This is a genomic window from Streptococcus parasanguinis (genome assembly GCF_019929185.1).
Taxonomy (GTDB): domain Bacteria; phylum Bacillota; class Bacilli; order Lactobacillales; family Streptococcaceae; genus Streptococcus; species Streptococcus parasanguinis_O.
In genome coordinates, this window is the sequence record NZ_JAHZPC010000002.1 from 115,005 (window position 1) to 133,862 (window position 18,858).

General features: G+C 42.8%; 16 protein-coding genes and 1 other annotated feature. Of the genes, 4 read left to right on the forward strand and 12 right to left on the reverse strand.

From position 1 onward, the window contains the following. Nucleotides 1-26 precede the first annotated feature (26 nt). The 5 genes from pheT to trpX form a co-directional block, all read right to left on the reverse strand. Nucleotides 27-2,432 carry a phenylalanine--tRNA ligase subunit beta gene (gene pheT / locus K1I56_RS01985; protein WP_223324995.1) on the reverse strand — a complete coding sequence of 802 codons (2,406 nt, stop codon included), beginning with the start codon at nt 2,430-2,432 and terminating at the stop codon, nt 27-29. Between the two features lie 157 nt (nt 2,433-2,589). Further along, nucleotides 2,590-3,105 carry a GNAT family N-acetyltransferase gene (locus K1I56_RS01990; RefSeq protein WP_223324997.1) on the reverse strand — a complete coding sequence of 172 codons (516 nt, stop codon included), beginning with the start codon at nt 3,103-3,105 and terminating at the stop codon, nt 2,590-2,592. Between the two features lie 2 nt (nt 3,106-3,107). Continuing rightward, nucleotides 3,108-4,154 (reverse strand): phenylalanine--tRNA ligase subunit alpha, encoded by a 1,047-nt coding sequence (pheS, locus tag K1I56_RS01995; RefSeq protein ID WP_223325005.1) that lies wholly within the window; start codon nt 4,152-4,154, stop codon nt 3,108-3,110. Nucleotides 4,155-4,467: 313 nt separating this feature from the next. Next, complete coding sequence (locus K1I56_RS02000) at nt 4,468-4,887, reverse strand: chromosome partitioning protein ParB (protein WP_223325007.1); 420 nt, start codon at nt 4,885-4,887, stop codon at nt 4,468-4,470. A 123-nt stretch (nt 4,888-5,010) separates the two neighbouring features. After that, complete coding sequence (gene trpX, locus K1I56_RS02005) at nt 5,011-6,012, reverse strand: tryptophan ABC transporter substrate-binding protein (protein WP_223325009.1); 1,002 nt, start codon at nt 6,010-6,012, stop codon at nt 5,011-5,013. Nucleotides 6,013-6,144: 132 nt separating this feature from the next. After that, nucleotides 6,145-6,377: a binding site (T-box leader), on the reverse strand. A gap of 150 nt (nt 6,378-6,527) precedes the next feature. On the opposite strand from trpX, the gene K1I56_RS02010 reads away from it, so the two are divergent. Beyond that, a complete protein-coding gene (locus K1I56_RS02010) occupies nt 6,528-8,189 on the forward strand; it encodes an Rqc2 family fibronectin-binding protein (RefSeq protein ID WP_223325015.1) in 1,662 nt (553 codons plus the stop codon). A gap of 299 nt (nt 8,190-8,488) precedes the next feature. Here K1I56_RS02010 and budA read toward each other — a convergent pair whose 3' ends face one another. From budA to K1I56_RS02025, 3 genes are all read right to left on the reverse strand, one after another. Next, nucleotides 8,489-9,205: an acetolactate decarboxylase gene (gene budA, locus K1I56_RS02015; protein ID WP_021153550.1), complete on the reverse strand. Its 717-nt coding sequence runs from the start codon at nt 9,203-9,205 to the stop codon at nt 8,489-8,491. Nucleotides 9,206-9,277: 72 nt separating this feature from the next. Then, nucleotides 9,278-10,507 carry a tetratricopeptide repeat protein gene (locus tag K1I56_RS02020; RefSeq protein ID WP_223325017.1) on the reverse strand — a complete coding sequence of 410 codons (1,230 nt, stop codon included), beginning with the start codon at nt 10,505-10,507 and terminating at the stop codon, nt 9,278-9,280. Continuing rightward, on the reverse strand, nt 10,497-11,672 hold the full coding sequence (locus K1I56_RS02025) for an AI-2E family transporter (RefSeq protein WP_223325019.1): 1,176 nt from the start codon (nt 11,670-11,672) through the stop codon (nt 10,497-10,499). Before K1I56_RS02025 ends, K1I56_RS02020 begins: the two co-directional genes overlap by 11 nt. A gap of 168 nt (nt 11,673-11,840) precedes the next feature. Between K1I56_RS02025 and K1I56_RS02030 the strand changes: the two genes are divergently transcribed. Then, the gene (locus K1I56_RS02030) at nt 11,841-12,851 is read left to right on the forward strand and encodes a lactonase family protein (RefSeq protein WP_155124746.1); all 1,011 of its coding nucleotides are present in this window, start codon (nt 11,841-11,843) and stop codon (nt 12,849-12,851) included. A gap of 95 nt (nt 12,852-12,946) precedes the next feature. Continuing rightward, nucleotides 12,947-13,132 carry a hypothetical protein gene (locus K1I56_RS02035; protein ID WP_003002861.1) on the forward strand — a complete coding sequence of 62 codons (186 nt, stop codon included), beginning with the start codon at nt 12,947-12,949 and terminating at the stop codon, nt 13,130-13,132. A 103-nt stretch (nt 13,133-13,235) separates the two neighbouring features. On the opposite strand, the gene eno is transcribed toward K1I56_RS02035, so the two are convergent. Then, entirely contained in the window at nt 13,236-14,540 is a 1,305-nt protein-coding gene (eno, locus tag K1I56_RS02040; RefSeq protein WP_223325020.1) for a surface-displayed alpha-enolase, read from the reverse strand. Nucleotides 14,541-14,751: 211 nt separating this feature from the next. Here eno and K1I56_RS02045 point away from each other — a divergent pair, with 211 nt between their 5' ends. Further along, nucleotides 14,752-15,204 (forward strand): DUF1694 domain-containing protein, encoded by a 453-nt coding sequence (locus tag K1I56_RS02045; RefSeq protein WP_223325022.1) that lies wholly within the window; start codon nt 14,752-14,754, stop codon nt 15,202-15,204. 43 nt (nt 15,205-15,247) lie between these two features. Here the strand turns inward: K1I56_RS02045 and K1I56_RS02050 are convergent, their stop codons facing one another. From K1I56_RS02050 to ezrA, 3 genes are all read right to left on the reverse strand, one after another. Then, nucleotides 15,248-16,363 carry a glycerate kinase gene (locus K1I56_RS02050; RefSeq protein WP_223325024.1) on the reverse strand — a complete coding sequence of 372 codons (1,116 nt, stop codon included), beginning with the start codon at nt 16,361-16,363 and terminating at the stop codon, nt 15,248-15,250. Beyond that, nucleotides 16,348-17,016 carry a phosphoserine phosphatase SerB gene (serB, locus tag K1I56_RS02055; RefSeq protein ID WP_223325026.1) on the reverse strand — a complete coding sequence of 223 codons (669 nt, stop codon included), beginning with the start codon at nt 17,014-17,016 and terminating at the stop codon, nt 16,348-16,350. Before serB ends, K1I56_RS02050 begins: the two co-directional genes overlap by 16 nt. A 113-nt stretch (nt 17,017-17,129) precedes the next feature. Next, entirely contained in the window at nt 17,130-18,854 is a 1,725-nt protein-coding gene (gene ezrA, locus K1I56_RS02060) for a septation ring formation regulator EzrA (protein ID WP_223325029.1), read from the reverse strand. Between the last annotated feature and the right edge of the window lie 4 nt (nt 18,855-18,858).

The following is an 18,858-nucleotide window of genomic DNA, read 5'->3' on the forward strand; positions in this document are numbered from 1 at the left end:
CATCAACGGTTTTTTCTATACACATTTTAACGTACTTCTGCGTCTACTTTTTCTTCGAGAGAAGCTTGGATTTTTTCCATGTAGCGTGCAACTTCTTCATCTGTCAAGCTATCTTCTGGATTTTGGAAGGTCAAGCTATAAGCCATTGACTTCATACCAAGTCCTAGTTTTTCGCCTGAGAAGACGTCAAAGAGTTTGATATCTGTCAAACGTTTCACGCCAGCTGCTTGGATGGCATCGACCACCTCTTGGTGAGTCACTTCTGCTTTGAGGAGAAGGGCGATATCACGGCTCACAGCTGGGAATTTAGTGATTTCCACAAAGGCTGCGGCTGGTTGAAGAGCTGCTTCAATAGCAGATAAGTTCAATTCTGCCACATAGGTTTCTGGGATATCATAAGCTTTAGCTGTTACAGGATGGACTTGTCCCAAGACCCCAATCACTTGGTCACCCAGTGAGATCAAGGCTGTCCGACCTGGGTGGAGACTCTTGATTTCTTGTGTTGCTGTATAAGTCACATCAAGACCCAAGCGAGCAAAGAGGGCTTCTAAAATTCCCTTAGCATAGAAGAAATCAACTGGAACCGCTGCTGTTTGGAAGTCTTTTTCAGCGACTAAACCAGTCAATGCAAAAGCAAAGCTGTTGATTTCATTTGGCAGCTCTTCTTTTGGATTACCTGTTTGCTCAAAGACTTTTCCGATCTCGTAGAGGGCTAAGTCTTTATTCTTACGAGCCACGTTGTAGGCAACTGTATCCAAAATACCTGAAACCATATTTTGACGGAGGACTGAACGATCCACAGTCATTGGCCACATGAGTTCTGTTAAATTGCTTGGTTTAACAGTGAACTCAACAGCTTTTTCAGGAGTTGTCAGAGCGTAGGTAATGATTTCAGTCAGACCTGCTCCTTCAGCAATGGTACGAACTTGACGACGCAATTTTTGAGTCGCTGTCAACTCACCGGCTGTTCCATCGTCTTTTGGAAGGGTTGCTGGCAAACGGTCATAACCATAAATCCGAGCGATTTCTTCAAAAAGGTCCGCTTCGATGGTAATATCCCAACGACGACGAGGAACGCTGACCGTAAAGCTTTCTGCATTTCCAGAAAGTCCAAAGCCAAGACGACGGAAAACATCCTCTACGTCCGCGTAGGAAAGCTCTGTACCAAGGACACGGTTAACGTCTGCAAGGGTGGAAGAAACTTCTACATCAGAAGTATCCAACTGGCCTGCTGAAACGATGCCCTTCCGCACTGTCGCACCAGCCAATTCAGCAATCATGCTTGCTGCTGCATCAAGGGCTTCATTAACAGTTGCCACGTTGATCCCTTTTTCAAAGCGAGAAGATGATTCAGAACGAAGGTTGAGGCGACCACTGGTCTTACGGATCGATTTGCCATTGAAGACAGCCGCTTCAAGAACAACACGACTAGAGTTTTCAGAGATTTCTGTAGCTTGTCCGCCCATGACACCTGCAAGAGCTACTGGTTTGTCAGCAACCGTAATCACGAGGTCACTTGTTTCCAACTCACGCTCTTCACCATCCAAGGTCACCAATTTCTCACCAGCACGTGCTTCACGTACACGAATGTCGTTTCCTTCAAAGGTATCCAAGTCGAAGGCATGCATGGGTTGACCAAAGTAAAGCAGGATATAGTTGGTCACGTCGACGACATTATTAATCGGACGGATGCCTTCGTTCATGAGGAGGTTTTGCAACCATTGTGGACTTGGTGCGATAGTCACATTGTCTAAAATACGGGCTGCATAGTATGGGGCCTTGTCTGTGTCAATGCTGACAGAAAGAGCATCTGCTGCAGCTTCGGTAGTTTCTGTTAAAGTAAATTCTTTGAAGGTGACTGCCTTATCATAGATGGCTGCTACTTCGTGCGCCACGCCACGCATAGAAAGGGCGTCTGCACGGTTTGGAGTGATGGAAAGTTCAATGATTTCATCATCCAAGTCTAGGTAAGAGAATACTTCCTCACCTGGTACTGCATCATCTGGCAAGATTTGGATGCCATCTGCGAATTCCTTAGGTACAACGGAGTCAGAAATGCCCAATTCACCAAGTGAACAGATCATCCCTAGTGATTCTAAACCACGGATTTTTCCTTTTTTGATCTTGTAGTTATCCGCAATGCGAGCACCCGGAAGAGCCACCATAACCTTGATGCCTGCACGCACATTTGGTGCTCCACAGACGATTTGACGGGCTTCTTCTTCACCCACATTGACTTGGCAGACATGAAGATGTGTCTCTGGCACATCTTCACAAGACAAGACTTCACCGACGACAATTTTTGAGAGACCAGCAGCAGGTGATTCTACACCTTCTACTTCGATCCCGGTAGTTGACATTTTTTCAGCCAACTCTTCTGATGGCACATCAATGTCCACCAATTCTTTTAACCATTTATAACTAACTAACATATGTAAGATACCAAGGGCAAGGCTGAAATCTAGATGACTTTCCTAGATCTCTATCCACCCTCGTTTTGATCCTTTCATTTTGTGTTTTCCAGCTCGAGGCTAGCATAGGTAGGTCTCATAACCTCCCATTCTCTAGAATAGAAGTTTCTTGTTCCTTCTAGATCAATTTCTTTCTCAACAACCAGTCTGTATCCACGGTATCTCCGGTGATATACTGGTGTTCACTAAATCGTTCAAAACCAAAGCGGTAGTAAAAATCTTGCGCTTTAAAATTACGTTCCCAGACACCTAGCCAGGCCCATTCAAAGCCCCGGCTCTTGGCTTGATCCAGCGCAAAGCTAAACATTTCCTTACCTAAACCAGCCCCATGAAATTCCTTTTTGACATAGATCCGTTGGATCTCAAAGGACTTGTCCATCTCTACTGGCTCGGTCTGCGCTTGACCCCAGTTAATCTTGAGAAAACCACAGATTTCTTGTTCTTCATTGAGGACAAAATAGGTTTCGGATTCTGGATCTAGCAGATCCTTCTCAATTTGCTCCAAAGAGAGCACAGTAGAGAAGTAATCTTCCAAGTCTTCCTCAACAATATAGGGACCAAAGGTGTCCCGATAGGTTTCCACCTCTAGGTCACGTAAGGTCTCTAATTGATCGATTTTTACTCTAACTAACATAATTATTTAAACTGTTCTGAAAAACGGATATCCCCTTGATAGAAACCACGAATATCATTGATTCCGTAACGAAGCATGGCCACACGCTCTTGACCAAGTCCAAAGGCAAATCCTGAATAGATTGTTGGATCAATGCCACTCATCTCAAGGACGCGTGGGTGAACCATACCAGCTCCCATGATTTCAATCCAACCCGTTTTCTTACATACGTTACATCCCGCTCCACCACACTTGAAGCAAGAAACGTCCACTTCAACCGATGGCTCAGTGAATGGGAAGTAAGAAGGACGCAAACGGATTTGACGTTCTGCACCAAACATCTTTTGCACGATCAATTGAAGCGTTCCTTGAAGGTCGGCCATTGAAATGCTTTTCCCAACGACCAAGCCTTCGATTTGATGGAACTGGTGGCTGTGGGTCGCATCATCTGTATCCCGACGGAAAACCCGCCCTGGCGAGATCATCTTCAAAGGCCCCTTGCTAAAGTCATGCGCGTCCATAGCCCGCGCCTGTACAGGTGAGGTATGGGTCCGAAGCAAGATTTCTTCTGTGATATAGAAGGTATCCTGCATATCCCGCGCTGGGTGATCTTTAGGCAGATTCATCCGTTCAAAGTTATAATAGTCTTGCTCTACTTCAAAACCGTCTACGACTTGATACCCCATCCCGATAAAGATATCTTCGATTTCTTCACTGGTTTGGGTCAAAATATGACGGTAACCACTAGCAACTGGACGACCTGGAAGGGTCACATCGATGCTTTCGCTAGCTAGTTTAGCTTGGACTTTCTTTTCTTCCAAGAGTTTGGCTGATTCTTCAAAGGCAGCCGTCAAGACATCACGTGCTTCATTGACGTGTTTCCCGATAACCGGACGCATTTCAGCAGAGACATCTTTCATCCCTTTAAGAATTTCCGTCAGAGATCCTTTTTTCCCAAGAACAGAGACCCGTAGTTCTTGCATCTCTTTTTCATTTTCAGCAGAGATCTGCTTCAAGGCTGCCAGCGTTTCTTCTCGAAGCGCTTTTAGTTGTTCTTCAATCGTTGACATATTTCCTCCATCATGGTCCATCTACAGACATAGAAAAAAACCGCGTGCCTTCTCCTAATCGGAGCGTTGACACGCGGTACCATCCGTTTTTTATCTGTAAACCAGACCTTAATTTCTAAATCCTTGCGCAAGTGAATTCACCCAGCTTTCATGCAAAGAGCTTTCAGTCACGGCTCTTCTCCCTGTCGCACTTCCCTTGAGGTACTAGTCTTGCAGATTTCTATTCAATTACTATCTAGTTTATCAGATTTTTAGTTAAAAAACAAGTTAGATGAGACTAATTTCAATAGAAGAAGGAACAGGACACAATGCATTATCTATTTGCCTGGTCTGCTTCATCTGCTTTCCTTTTCAATAGAAGAGTTACTGCTTGGTTAAAACCATCACACCAGTTATACCATTTTGCTTCATACTCATCTTGAGGTAAGATACGATGTTTTAAATCCAAAACAGAGGATATCTTTCTTTCCTCGCAAGCTTGCGCATAGAGAGCATACAAGGCATCGCCACCATCTCTATCAAACTCAGCAGAAATCGTATCCTGACCTGCCAATAAAGCCTGATAAGCCCTGTGATGGCCGTCTGTAATCAAGAAGCCATCTCCAAATACCAAAATACTAATTGGATCCACTTTGATGATTTCTTCCGACTGATCAAGCATCTGGATAGCTTGTAACTTCTTTTCTGATAAATATAGTTGGGTCGGATGAAGATCTGTTATCTTGACTTCCACTTCTTTCTCCTCTACCATGAGTAACATAGCTGGTCGTGGGCACTGATAGACATTTTTAAAGGTCACGATTTAAAGACCTGCCAAAGCCAAATTCTTCTGCCATTCTTGTTATTCGTTACGTTTTTATTTAATGACTTGTCCAGCATCTTTCAAGACAGATTCTGGAATAGTAATGCCCAATTCATCTGCGACTTTTTTATTGATGACAGATTTTCCTTGGCTAAAGATTTCTACAGGTGTGTCTGCAGGTTTTTGACCTTTCAAGATCTTCGCAGCCATTTTACCAGTTGCTACCCCAAGATCATGTTGGTCGACAACGACTGAAGCAAGGCCACCTGCTTCTACCATGGCTGTCGCACTTGGGAAGATTGGTTTTTTAGCTGTTTTGTTGGCTTCAACAACAGTTGAGAAGGCTGATGCGATGGTATTATCGATTGGAACCCAGATGGCATCGACTTTACCAGTCATGACAGAAACTGTTGAAGCAACTTCGTTTGTTGAAGGTACAGAGTAAGGAATCACCTTGAAACCTGCTTTTTCAGCCAATTTTGTAAATTCTTCTACTTGAGATTTAGAATTGTCTTCACTGGTTGAGTAAAGGGCACCGATTGTTTTCACGTTCGGAGTCAATTCTTTGATCAATTTCAATTGTTGCTCCGTTGGATTGTGGTCAGATACCCCTGTGATATTGCCACCTGGTTTTTTCAAATCTTTGACCAAGTTGGCACCGACTGGATCGGTGATGGCTCCCATGACAATTGGTTTGTCTTTAGTTGCACTGGCCAAACCTTGAGCAGATGGGGTTGCGATTCCAATCAAGACTTGGTTATCCTTGTCTACCAATTGTTTACTCATGGTTGCAACCTTGTTTTGGTCGCCTTCTGCATTGAGGAAATCAATGTCCACTTTGTCTTTGTCATAACCTTCTTCAGCCAAACCATCTTGAATTCCTTTGTAGATCAAGTCAAGCGAAGGGTGGCTGACCAACTGCAAGACCCCAACTTTAGCCTTTTCATTGCTGCTTGCTGCCTTGTTGTCTTTGCCTGCTGTAGCTGAATAGATCGCTGTCCCAATGACTGCAGCTGCAATCAAACCAATAATTCCCATTAACCGTTTATTTTTCATCTTTAATACCTCTTCTATTTTTTCATTTTCTTCTAATTTTCATCCTCTAAAGAATGCGACGCCATCGTTTCTTCATATCTTTTCTCCCTTCTCATCTAAAACAAAAAACACGCCCACACATAGCAAAAGCTATGTGAGGACGTGTCATCGCGGTGCCACCTCACTTATGGGAAAAGGATAGTCTCCCCCCATATCTCTGTCTTGTCTAGCAACAAGTTGCACGATAAGGTGTGCCAACCGAATTTTTATTGTTTCAAATTCATCTCATCATTAGTCCAATTTCATAAACTGCCGCTACCCACTCTCAGCAACCGTGGGCTCTCTTGAAACTTTCATTTACTACTTTTCTAATTTCTTACATTTTAAAGTTTTCTTTCAAAAAAGTCAATACTTTTTCAGTATTTTTTTGGAAACGTTCGCATTTTCTATATTACATCCCCTTGCTTCTTTCTGGGATTTCCGCTCTATTTTTGATATAATTTACTAGAATAAACGCTAGAATGATGAGGAATCCCATGTCTTTTGATGGATTTTTTTTACACCATATGGTCCACGAATTGAAGGCCGAACTCTTAAGTGGTCGCATTCAAAAAATTAATCAACCTTTCGAGCAAGAATTGGTACTCCAAATTCGAGGCAATCGAAAAAACCAAAAACTCTTACTCTCTGCCCATTCTGTTTTCGGACGGATCCAACGGACCCAGACCAACTTTGAAAATCCTGCCTTTCCTAATACCTTTATTATGGTCATGCGTAAATATCTTCAAGGCGCTGTCATCGAAGGGATTGAGCAATTAGAGAACGACCGGATTCTCGAAATCCGTGTCTCCAATAAAAACGAAATTGGAGATGCCATTTCCGTCAGCCTCATGATCGAAATCATGGGCAAGCACAGTAATATTATTCTCCTAGACCGGACCAGCAATAAAATCATCGAAGCCATCAAACATGTCGGCTTCTCACAAAATAGCTACCGGACCATTCTTCCTGGATCAACCTATGTAGCCCCTCCGAAAACTGACGCTGTCAATCCTTTTACAATTGGAGATGAAGCCCTCTTCGCCCTTCTTCACAAGGAAGAGTTAAGTCCCAAAAACCTTCAAAAATGTTTCCAAGGTTTGGGGCGAGATACGGCTCAAGAATTAGCCAAGCGACTTGAGACAGATGAAAAATTAAAGACCTTCCGTGCCTTTTTCAAGACACCTTCTGAGCCTCGCCTAACGACCAAATCCTTCTCGGCTATCCCCTTTTCGGATGCGACCAGTCAAACGTTTGAGACACTTTCAGATCTGCTAGATGACTATTACCGAGACAAGGCTGAGCGCGATCGGGTGCAACAACAGGCCAGCGAATTGATCCGGAAGGTCGAAAACGATCTTGAAAAGAACCGGAAAAAATTAGCCAAACAAGAAGCCGAGTTAGCAGCGACCGACAATGCAGAAGAGTTCCGCCAAAAAGGAGAATTGCTGACAACTTTCCTCCATCAGGTACCAAACGACCAAGACCAGGTTGTCCTGGACAATTACTATACCAACGAACCGATCACCATCCAACTCAACAAGGCCCTGACCCCCAACCAAAATGCGCAACGCTACTTCAAACGCTACCAGAAATTAAAAGAAGCCGTCAAACATTTGACCATCCTCATTCAAGAAACCAAGGAAACCATTTCTTATCTTGAAACGGTTGAAACGGCCCTTTCTCAAGCGAGCCTGGCTGAGGTGGCAGAGATTCGTGAAGAGTTAATCCAGACCGGCTTTATCAAACGGCGCAACCGTGAAAAAATTCATAAACGGAAAAAACCTGAGAAATACCTGGCTAGTGATGGCAAAACCATCATTTTAGTGGGTCGCAATAATCTGCAAAACGATGAACTGTCCTTTAAAATCGCTAAAAAAGACGAACTCTGGTTCCATGCCAAAGATATCCCAGGCAGCCATGTCGTCATTACAGGAAATCTCGATCCGACGGATGAAGTGAAGACCGATGCCGCAGAGTTGGCCGCCTACTATTCCAAGGCTCGTCTCTCAAACTTGGTCCAAGTAGATATGATCGAAGCCAAGAAACTCAATAAACCAACTGGTGGAAAGCCCGGCTTTGTCACCTACACCGGCCAGAAGACTCTGCGGGTCACCCCAGAAGAAGAAAAAATCAAAGTCATGAAACTAACGGACTGATTTCAAAATAAAATGGTTGAGCTACGCTCAACCTTTCGTATTGAAGATAATGTTATTTAAGAAACTTTCCTTAGGTGAGAACGGACGTCAGCGAACTTCAAAGAAGTTCCATGACTTAGTTTTGGACCTAAGGTTCCAAAACTCCCGAGTGCTTGAAATGATTATATTTCAAGCACTTTTCTCACGGCGGAAAGTTTCAATATATGTTGAATGAGCCTAAAAGTATACCTCATTTTATTTTTCAGCATACTTAGAACAGTTTGTTTACATTCTAAAAGGTTGAGCGATGCTCAACCTTTTTATTCTGCTTTATTGATGTCTTCTTTGACCTCATCAACATTGAATTTGGCAAAGAGGTACTGACGGTCTTGAACTGGGAAACGTTGATCCAGCTGATCGATGGCTCCCACCTCTACAATCCCTTCTGTGATGACAAAATCCATGACATGGCCACCAAAGGTGTGGTCATCTGAAATAAAGTGCAAATGATAACCAGCCACGCTCACGCCATGGAAAATTTCTGGTGTCCAAAAACCGACGATGGTTCCAGTGACATTTTCCCGTGTATACTCTGGCTGATGGGTTGCAACCTCTGCAAACTTCATCTCTGGTGTTGATTTTGGAATCATACGGACATGCATCTTGGCAAAGTCACCACGAATCTTAATGGAGCGGAAAAGATTTTCCCCATCGTAATAAGATTCAATACGGGCTTCCAATTCCTCGTCCGTCATTTCAAAGCGTTGGCGGAAAATGACTTCTGCTTGGTGAGGGACGACTGCTGCATAGGGAACCTTGGCATCCGGAGAAACTTCGACTATTTCAGGATGGTCCCCTGATCCCTTGGCCTGATATGCCTTACCATCTAATACGATCAACTCTCCATCAATAGAATCAAGCGTCCCAACTCCTAGATCTCCGTGTTCCAAGAGTTCTCCAATCGTAAATGAACCCCCGTACAGACCCGCCATTAGGGCACCTAAGGTATTGTATTGAAAAAGTTTCACTGGTTCCATGTTTTTCTCTCCTCATTCTATCTTCTACCAGTATACCACAAACTATTCCGAATCTTCACGATATGGTTTTGATTAGAGGCTATCATAGAGGGTTTGCATCTGCACATCGTCTGGTACGATAGCCAAATACTGATTAGCCACTTCACGCGCCTTCGTCACATCTCCAGCCTCACGCAACAAATAAACATAGGCTTCGAGGAACTCTGGGTTGTCCTTTAAATCCTCATAGAGCTCTTGGTAGGCTGAGACGGCCTCTTCTGTTTTCTCCAAGGCAGCCAAGGCACGGGCAATGTTCCACCGAGTGACAACTGTTTCGACTTCTTCATTTTGCCAAGCCAAGACTTGGTCAAAGCGTTCCTGTTCCAAATAAAGGGTGGTCAGGCGAAGAGCAATCTCTTCGAGATCATCTGCCACTTCTTTAGCCTCTAATAGATAAGCTTCTGCCTGTTCAGGCTGGTGAAGTTCATAAGAAAGCTGAGAAGCAAGAAGCTTCAATTGGGCATCAAAGGGATTCTTCTGGATCCCTTGTTTAGCAATCCCAAGCGCTTTTTCACGGTCATTTTCAGCCTGTAAAGCTAAAGAATAACCATACTCATAGCCCTCAAAATCAGGCGACAAGGTATCAATTTGTTTGTAGTAGATCAGGGCTTTTTGGTATTCTTCTTGATCAGACAATAAGGTCGCCAATTCGTAGGCAATCTGGTCATCAAACTCAATCTCCAGAGCTTTCTCTAAGAAGGGCACAGCTGCTTCAAACTTTCCAAGATTGGCATAGGCAAAACCAATCCGTTGATAGGTAGAAATCCCTGTCGCTTCCAAAATCTCCCGATTGTCCAACTGGGCATACTCTTGGATAGCCTCTTGGTAGCGTTCCAATTCCAGATCGATTTCAGCTAACCCTAATTGAATGATTGGATCATCAGACAGATTTGCTGCTTCAACTAATTTTTCACGCGCCACATCTGCGAGACCTTCCAGCTGATAGAGATCCGCCTTGACCAAGAGACTGGCTACATACCAGTTAGACTCAGGGCCAATTTCTTCTAAATATGCAAAGGCCTCTTCCGTTTGCCCTTCCTCTGCAAGTATGGTTGCCAAACTCAGATATACTTCTGGATAGGTTTCTGCAATCTGTTCATAAACCTCTTTTGCCTGAGGGTAAAAACCGATACTTTCAAGATATTGACCCAAATCCAATAGTTGCGCTTCACTATCTTCTAACAAGGCCTGTTGAAATTGAACTTCTGCTTCTTCTAGCTCTTGCTGATCAAGAGCCTCTACCATTTGTTGACTATGACTCACTCTGTGTTTCCTCTTCTACTTCATTGTGTTCTTCATACAAGCCACTGACGACCTTATACCATTCAAAGATAGCTCCAATAACGACCTTAGCAGACGCATAGACCGGAATACCAAGGAAAACTCCCCAGATTCCAAACATAGATCCTGACGTCAAGAGCACAAACAAAATGGTAATCGGATGGATATTTAACTGGCTTCCCAAAACCAAAGGTGATACAAAACGTCCTTCAATGGTTTGCTCCACTGCAAATACAATCAAGACCTTGATAAACATCTCTGGTCCTGCTACCAAGCCCAATACTAAGGCAGGTAACATGGCTAAGAAACTACCCAAGTATGGGATCAAATTCAAGATTCCCGCAGAGATCCCCAGTGTCACCGCATAGCGCAAGCCAATGATCTTAAAGAAGATGATGAACATAATGGCGACGACAATGGCTACCGTAATTTGCCCTCGAACGTAGTTGGAGAGTTGGGTATTGACATCTGAGAGAACTTGTTCAGCCGATTTACGAATCTTAGTTGGTAAGAAGCGAACAATGTGGCCCTTTAAATTTTTTCCATCTCGAAGAAGATAAAAGACAATAAAAGGCATAATGATCAAGGCAACAATAACTTGCGAAGCCACTCCGATCAAGTTGCTGACCCAATTGACAGCCCGCCCAGAGATCGAACTGGCCCAAGAAGTAATGTTTGCAGACAGTTCCTTAGTGATCTCATCTAACTGGGGTTTGATATCAGAGGAGACGCGATTATCTAGAAAATCATCGATGGTTGCATTGGCCTTTTCCAAATAAGTTGGCAAGTTATGAAAGAAACTCACCACTTGTCGTTGGACGGATGGAATCACTACAGCTAGACCCCAAATTAAAAGCACTGCAATCAAGAAAAAGACTAAGGAAATCGCAAAAATCCGCTTGAGTCCTTTTCTTTCAAGAAAGTCAACAATAGGGTTGAGCAGGTAATAGAGCAAACCAGAGATAATAACAGGCAGCATGACGGCTCCTGCAAACTCAAAAATAGGAATAAAAATAAAGGTGATTTTACTCAAAACCAAAAGGTTCAAGCCCAACAGCAAGGTAACTAAAAATACGGTAATGGCCTTGTTGTCTAAAAACCATCTAAAAAACCAGGACAAACTAAACTGTTTTTCTTTATTATCCACAGAGAACTCCTTTTCATTTCAATCTGTTTCTATTTTAGCATTTTTTGAGCTTGAAGTTACGAAAAAACTAGCAAAATAAGAAAGAAAGGCCCTCGCCTTTTCAACTAGCAATTGCCTTCCAATAGGACCTTTGATATAATAAACCTAACAAATCATACGAGGTGACCTATGTCTCAAACCATTTATTTCGGTACCTATACCAAAAAAGAATCCAAAGGAATTTACAAGGCACAATTTGATCCTGAAACAGGGACATTGAGCCAACTTGAACTAGTGGCAGCTGAGCCCAATCCAACCTATATCGCTTTTTCTGAAAAAGGCAACCTCTACAGTGTCGGAGCTGAAGAGGGAAAAGGAGGAATCGCAAGCTTTACAGCTGATTTTCAGCCGCTCAATCACGTCGTTGAAGAGGGAGCACCACTCTGCTATGTCTCTGTCGATGACAAGCGTCAACTGGTCTATGGAGCCAACTATCACAAAGGCCAAGTTCTCGTATATCAGCTAGAGGCAGATGGGCGTTTATCCTTTGTCGATCAAGACACCCACCAAGGAAGTGGTCCTCATGCCAATCAAGCAAGTCCACATACCCACTATGCAGACCTTACACCAGATCAGTACTTGATCACGTGTGACCTAGGAACAGACAGTTTGCATGTCTATGATGTCAGTGAGGAAGGAAACCTAACCCTGATCAATCAGTATCAAACAGCTCCAGGAGCAGGACCTCGTCACCTGGTCTTTCATCCCCACTATAAGACTGCTTACCTCATCAATGAATTAAATGCTACGATCGATGTACTCTTTTATGACGGTATGGGTGAATTCGAACACTTCCAAACTGTTTCCACACTTCCATCAGACTACGATGGTCAAAAATGGGCTTCTGCGATCAAGCTCTCAGCTGATGGAAAATTCCTCTATGCATCTAACCGTGCTCACAATTCCATTGCTGTCTTCAAAGTTGTGGCTGATGGTAGCCTAGAACTGATTGAAATTGTTCCAACTCAAGGGCTCAATCCACGTGATTTCACACTTAGTCCTGATCAAAACTATTTGATCGCAGCCCATCAAGATTCACCTAATGCCACCGTCTTCAAACGAGATTCTGCTAGCGGAAAATTGACCCTTCTATCCGACGACTTCTATGTTCCAGAGGCCGTTTGTACGGTTTTTCATTAAGTCGTTTTAGTTGTCAAACCTCTAAAAAAATGATTAAATAGATGAGAAAAAGGCGTGAGCCTGACTTCACAACTTATATTTTAGGAGACCCTAACATGAATCCATTGGACTTATTTAACCAAGTGAAAGAAATGATCGAAAAGAAAGATTTCGACGCTGCAAAGAAATTTGTTGATGACAACAAAGACAACCTCGGTGACTACCTTGAACAAGCCAAAGGGCTTGTATCTGGAAATGAAATGGTCAGCGGTGCCTTGGACAAAATCAAAGGCTTGTTCTAATAGAACTACTCCTCAACGCTTTAGTTGAGGAGTTTTTGTTTATACCAATCGCAAAAAAGATCCTTGAGAAGACTCAAGGATCTTTTTAGTCTAGTAAACTAGATTATTTCTTAAGGTTGTAGAATGATTTCAATCCACGGTATTCAGCTACTTCACCAAGTTGATCTTCGATGCGAAGCAATTGGTTGTATTTAGCGATACGGTCTGTACGTGAAAGTGAACCAGTCTTGATTTGTCCTGCGTTTGTTGCAACTGCGATGTCAGCGATTGTTGAATCTTCAGTTTCACCTGAACGGTGTGATACAACGGCAGTGTAACCAGCTTCTTTCGCCATTTCGATAGCATCGAATGTTTCAGTAAGAGTACCAATTTGGTTAACTTTGATAAGGATAGAGTTAGCACATTTTTCTTCGATACCACGTGAAAGGTAATCAGTGTTTGTTACGAAGAAGTCGTCACCAACCAATTGAACTTTACCACCAAGACGTTCAGTAAGAGCTTTCCAACCGTCCCAGTCGTTTTCGTCCATACCATCTTCGATAGTGATGATTGGGTATTTGTTTACCAATCCTTCAAGGTAGTCGATTTGTTCAGCAGCAGTGCGGACAGCAGCTCCTTCACCTTCGAATTTAGTGTAATCGTAAACTTTGCGTTCTTTATCGTAGAATTCTGATGATGCACAGTCAAATCCGATAAATACGTCTTTACCTGGAACATAACCAGCAGCTTCGATAGCAGCGATGATAGTTTCTACACCATCTTCAGTTCCATCGAAACGAGGAGCGAATCCACCTTCGTCACCTACGGCTGTTTCAAGACCACGACCTTTAAGGATTTTCTTAAGTGCGTGGAAGATTTCAGCACCCCAACGAAGAGCTTCTTTGAATGTAGGTGCACCAGCAGGTACGATCATGAATTCTTGGAAAGCGATTGGAGCATCTGAGTGAGATCCACCATTGATGATGTTCATCATTGGAGTTGGAAGAACTTTAGTGTTGAATCCACCAAGGTAGCTGTAAAGTGGGATTTCAAGGTAGTCAGCAGCAGCACGAGCTACAGCGATAGACACACCAAGGATTGCGTTTGCTCCCAATTTACCTTTGTTAGGAGTACCGTCAAGAGCGATCATTGCACGGTCAATAGCTTGTTGGTCACGTACATCGTAGCCGATGATTGCTTCAGCAATGATGTTGTTTACATTGTCAACAGCTTTTTGAGTTCCAAGACCACCGTAACGAGATTTGTCACCGTCGCGAAGTTCTACTGCTTCGTGTTCACCAGTAGAAGCTCCTGATGGAACCATACCACGTCCGAAAGCACCTGATTCAGTATACACTTCTACTTCAAGTGTTGGGTTACCGCGTGAGTCTAGGACTTCGCGAGCGTAAACATCAGTAATAATTGACATTTCTTACTCTCCTTATTGAGTTATATTTTTTACTCCTCTATCATATCGTAAATAGGCTATTTTTTCAAGAAAAAACAAGGAAATCTACGAAAATTGAGAAGTTTTTAACAAGAAAACGGTTCCACTATCTTATTTTCTTCCATTTCCCCTCCTTATTTAATTTTTTTGCATTCTTCTACTCTTCTGCTATGCTTTATGCTATACTAAACTTATGACAGATATTAATAAAACGATTTTAGAAAAAGCTGCTGGTCCTACTCGGTTCAATCCTGATGAACAGCGTCGATTTTTGGAGACATATGAGGAGCGTGTGATTGCTTCATGTACCTTGGAGGAGGCAAGGAACAATCTCTATTTAGAGCACTATTCTTCAATTCTTACGAACATTTCAGAACGCTTTGAACCTGTATTGGTCAAGATTTCGCCTGCCTTGGATGAAAGCAGCCAACTTCAATATTTGAAAAAAACAAAGGATCTTGGTCTTGTGGCAAGCATTGTTTCAGATGACTGTCGCCACTCCCCCTTTGGTCTCATCATCCATACTGATCATCCCTCTGGAATTTCTCCAACAGATATGAGTCTCCAGTATCCAAATTTGTTTGAAAAGAAAGAAGAAAGTACAGCACCTGAAAAGAAATCATTTTGGAAACGCCTCTTTAGCTAAAGAAAAAACCAATGGAAGGGAACATCCCTTTTCCATTGGTTTTTTAGTTTGCTCGCATTTTTAAAAGGTTCCCAATATTTCGAGCGCAGGAAATTAGATTTCTTTCAGCATGAGTGAGTGCATCTGCTACCTCACAAGGACCTGGTACAATAGAGAAGGCAGCCTCAATATGATGACTTGGGAATGCTGGCAAATCGTCCGCTAAGCTACCACAAATAGCAAGCACTGGGATCTTCTCTGGTGTTCGTTTGGCTACCCCGACAGGAGCTTTTCCAGACAGAGATTGGAGGTCCATCCTACCTTCTCCCACGACGACCAGATCCGCTTTTTGAACTTTGGTATCAAAATCAATTAAATCGAGACTTTTCTCAATTCCTGAGGAAATCTGACCTCCCGCAAAAGCGACCAAGCCTGCTGCCATGCCACCTCCAGCTCCGGCGCCAGCCATAGATAATATTCGTGGATCAACTAGCTGATAAAAATCCTCCATAGCTTGATCAACTGCTGGAAACAGAAGGGAATTCAATCCCTTTTGCCCGCCAAAGATATAGGTTGCTCCTTGACTGCCACAGAGAGGATTGGTGACATCCGTTAAGACCTGGAGTTTGATGTCTTTTAAAGTGTTTGGAACCGCACTGGTATCTATTCTAGCCACACGATCGAGTGAAGCACCAACTGGACGAAGCAGATGACCTTGGTCATCATAGAAGGCTACCCCTAGTCCGGCTGCCATCCCAATCCCACCATCATTGGTCGCTGAACCACCAATTCCTACACAGATCGTTTTAACCCCTTGGTCAACCAATTGCAAAATAAGTTCACCAATTCCTCGCGTTTCCAGTTCAAGAGGATTTCGTTTTTCAGCTGGAATGGAGCCTAAACCAACAAGTGAAGCCATCTCAAAAAAAGCCATCTCATCTTTTTGGTAGTAAGACATTGAAACAGGCTGTCCAAATGGTCCGGTTACTTGAGTTTGGTACTCCGTTACATCCAGAACTCCAGCTAGGGTTTCCATGGTGCCTTCGCCACCATCCCCAATAGGAAGGAGGTCAAAAGTTGCATCTGGTAGAGCCTCTTGAAATCCTTTTTTCAAGGCTTCTGCTACTTGTTTGGCAGATAAGGATTCTTTAAATGAATCCGGTGCTAGTAGGATATGCATGCTGTTTCCTTTCTATGCTGGTCTAGAATTTCAAGAACAAGGCTTAAATCCCTCTTCTCGATACAATATGGGGCTCGCTCAGCGACGATTGGCTTTGCCATAAAGGCAATCCCGATACCGGCTGTTTCAATCATCGGAAGATCATTGGCACCATCACCCATCGCAATCGTCTGACTTCGTGGGACATGATTTTCTTTCGCCCACGTCAGGAGAGACTCTTTTTTCCTTTCAGGGGTCACAATCTCTCCGAGCACTTTCCCTGTCAGACGGCCATCAAAAGTCTGCAAACGATTAGCACGAACCAGATCAATTCCTAAAGACCTCGCGATAGGATCGATGACTTCATGAAATCCCCCTGAAACAAGGCCAACCTTGTAACCTCTTTGATGAAGTTCCGTGATTAAAATCTTAGCTCCCGGTGTAACGTCCATCTGCTCTATAATTTTCGGAAAAATAGAGGCCTCTAATCCCTTCAATAAAGCGACACGCGCCTCTAAAGATGCTGAAAAATCCAGCTCGCCATTCATTGCTTGTGCCGTGATCTCTGCTACTTTTTGTCCCACGCCAGCTTCTTGAGCTAGTAAATCAATTCCTTCTTGTTGGATCAAAGTTCCATCTACATCCATAACGAGGAGACCTGTTACTTCTTTCATCGCTTTCCCTTCTTATTTCTCCCTTACTATACAAAAATAGGGTTTAAATTTCAAGTTTCAATGATCATTTGAAGATAAAAAAAACGACCTCCTAAAAAGTCGTTTTTTTGTTATTAGAAGCGAATTTGCTCCCGAGTTTTTTCATACGAAGTAACAAAGCGATCTGTCACTCCAGCTTCTACCATCTCCAAAGCATCTGAGATGACCTTAAAGGAAGCTGCATAGTCATATTCTCTTTCGAAAATATAAAGGGATTCATCAAAAGCTGCTTGCACATGATCATCAAATGAACGGTAACGGTTTGAGTATTGCAACAACTGCTCGGTTAAAGTAGCATTTTGTACAATTCGATAAGTCGCTTCTTCCAATTCATTCATATCATTGGTCAAAATATCTAACAAACGATTGGTTGATTCGATGTTGATTTTATCCCCTTCCAACTCATCCATCAAAGCCTCTGTATTGTTGCTTGCTGTGAAGAATAATTCCAAGAATTCTTGAGGGATTCCTGGCAAGTTTCGCTTGTCCATATAGCGTTTAATGGCATGCAAACGGTTGGCATAGATGTTGACTTTTTGGCGAGCATTGGCATCGTCTTTTTCAATTTTTGAAAGGGAATCGCTTAAGCTGATTTGCTCATCTTCGATTTCTTTCAAGCGAGCCTCAATAGCTTCTAACTCTTCTTCTACGATAGAATAAGCTTTTTGTGTTTCAGATGAATCTTTCAAGGCATCTTCTACCACATTTTCTTGTGAAGATAGCTCAGCTTCCAACTCTTTTAACTGTTGGCTGAAAGCTTCATTCAAGACGAATGTTTTACCAAGGCGTTCCACTTCTGCTGCAAGGTTGCTATTGTTATCTTTTGCGTGTTTCAAATAGCCAGGCAGTTGTTTCACTAACTTCTTCACAACTTTTTGTGATTCAATTTCACGAGTAAAGATGTGATACAATGCATCGATTTCTTCTTGAATTTGTTCATTTTCGTAAATGGCATTGTCCAATTCAAGGGCGGATACATTTGCCATATTGTTCTTCAAGGAAGCATGCAACTGTTGGAAACGAGATTCAATATCTGTTTCAGTGAAGTGGTAGCCAGATTCCAAAAGCTTACGGTAGCCACTTTCCAAATCCTCTAATTGGTCTGGAAGTTTTGACTGAAGAGCGGTGACAATTTCTGGCACTCGCTCAACAATTTGTTTTAAGGCCACAATATGATTCTCAGCTGTATCAAGGATTTCAGCTGCTTCAACAGGGTCACCTGAAGAATTCAAGGTGACAAATTGTGAAAACTCAGATTGAATATTTCCAATTTGCTTTTCAATTTCAGGAAGCGCACTGCCATAACGATCTGGATCTGAAGTGACTTCTTTTTGAAGTTCTTCAAACATATCTAAGGCATGAACCACGCGTCCGCTATTTTTTTGTTCTTGCTCTTCAAGATCTGAAAGGGCTTGGCGAATCGCTTTGATATCTTCGTCGATCAATTGGATCTGACTTTCGATATTGTCAATGGCTTGTTTAGCCTTCATGAAACGGAAAGAATTATTGTAGCCTTCCGCCTCAAACAAATTGTTTTCAATATCAGCAAATGAATTTAAGGATAAATCTACCCATTTTTGATTCCATTCACGAAATGCAACTTGACTTTGACCAATCAAATGCATGTTTTTTACGGCCTCAACTTCATCGTTGACCGGAAGGTTATATAACTTTTCTTTTCGTTCTTCCAGTGCTGCCAGTAAGGCCTCGTTTCGTTTTCTCAAAATGACTGCAACCACATATCCTACAATCAAGATAAGGGCGACAATAAAGATGAGAACAATTAGTCCACTAGACATATAA

Bases quoted from the DNA above. Each gene is read 5' to 3' on its own strand.
- pheT (WP_223324995.1), bottom strand. From the start codon at position 2,432: ATGTTAGTTAGTTATAAATGGTTAAAAGAATTGGTGGACATTGATGTG.
- ezrA (WP_223325029.1), bottom strand. From the start codon at position 18,854: ATGTCTAGTGGACTAATTGTTCTCATCTTTATTGTCGCCCTTATCTTG.
- eno (WP_223325020.1), bottom strand. From the start codon at position 14,540: ATGTCAATTATTACTGATGTTTACGCTCGCGAAGTCCTAGACTCACGC.
- K1I56_RS02050 (WP_223325024.1), bottom strand. From the start codon at position 16,363: ATGCATATCCTACTAGCACCGGATTCATTTAAAGAATCCTTATCTGCC.
- trpX (WP_223325009.1), bottom strand. From the start codon at position 6,012: ATGAAAAATAAACGGTTAATGGGAATTATTGGTTTGATTGCAGCTGCA.
- serB (WP_223325026.1), bottom strand. From the start codon at position 17,016: ATGAAAGAAGTAACAGGTCTCCTCGTTATGGATGTAGATGGAACTTTG.
- pheS (WP_223325005.1), bottom strand. From the start codon at position 4,154: ATGTCAACGATTGAAGAACAACTAAAAGCGCTTCGAGAAGAAACGCTG.
- budA (WP_021153550.1), bottom strand. From the start codon at position 9,205: ATGGAACCAGTGAAACTTTTTCAATACAATACCTTAGGTGCCCTAATG.
- K1I56_RS02035 (WP_003002861.1), top strand. From the start codon at position 12,947: ATGAATCCATTGGACTTATTTAACCAAGTGAAAGAAATGATCGAAAAG.
- K1I56_RS02045 (WP_223325022.1), top strand. From the start codon at position 14,752: ATGACAGATATTAATAAAACGATTTTAGAAAAAGCTGCTGGTCCTACT.
- K1I56_RS02010 (WP_223325015.1), top strand. From the start codon at position 6,528: ATGTCTTTTGATGGATTTTTTTTACACCATATGGTCCACGAATTGAAG.
- K1I56_RS01990 (WP_223324997.1), bottom strand. From the start codon at position 3,105: ATGTTAGTTAGAGTAAAAATCGATCAATTAGAGACCTTACGTGACCTA.
- K1I56_RS02030 (WP_155124746.1), top strand. From the start codon at position 11,841: ATGTCTCAAACCATTTATTTCGGTACCTATACCAAAAAAGAATCCAAA.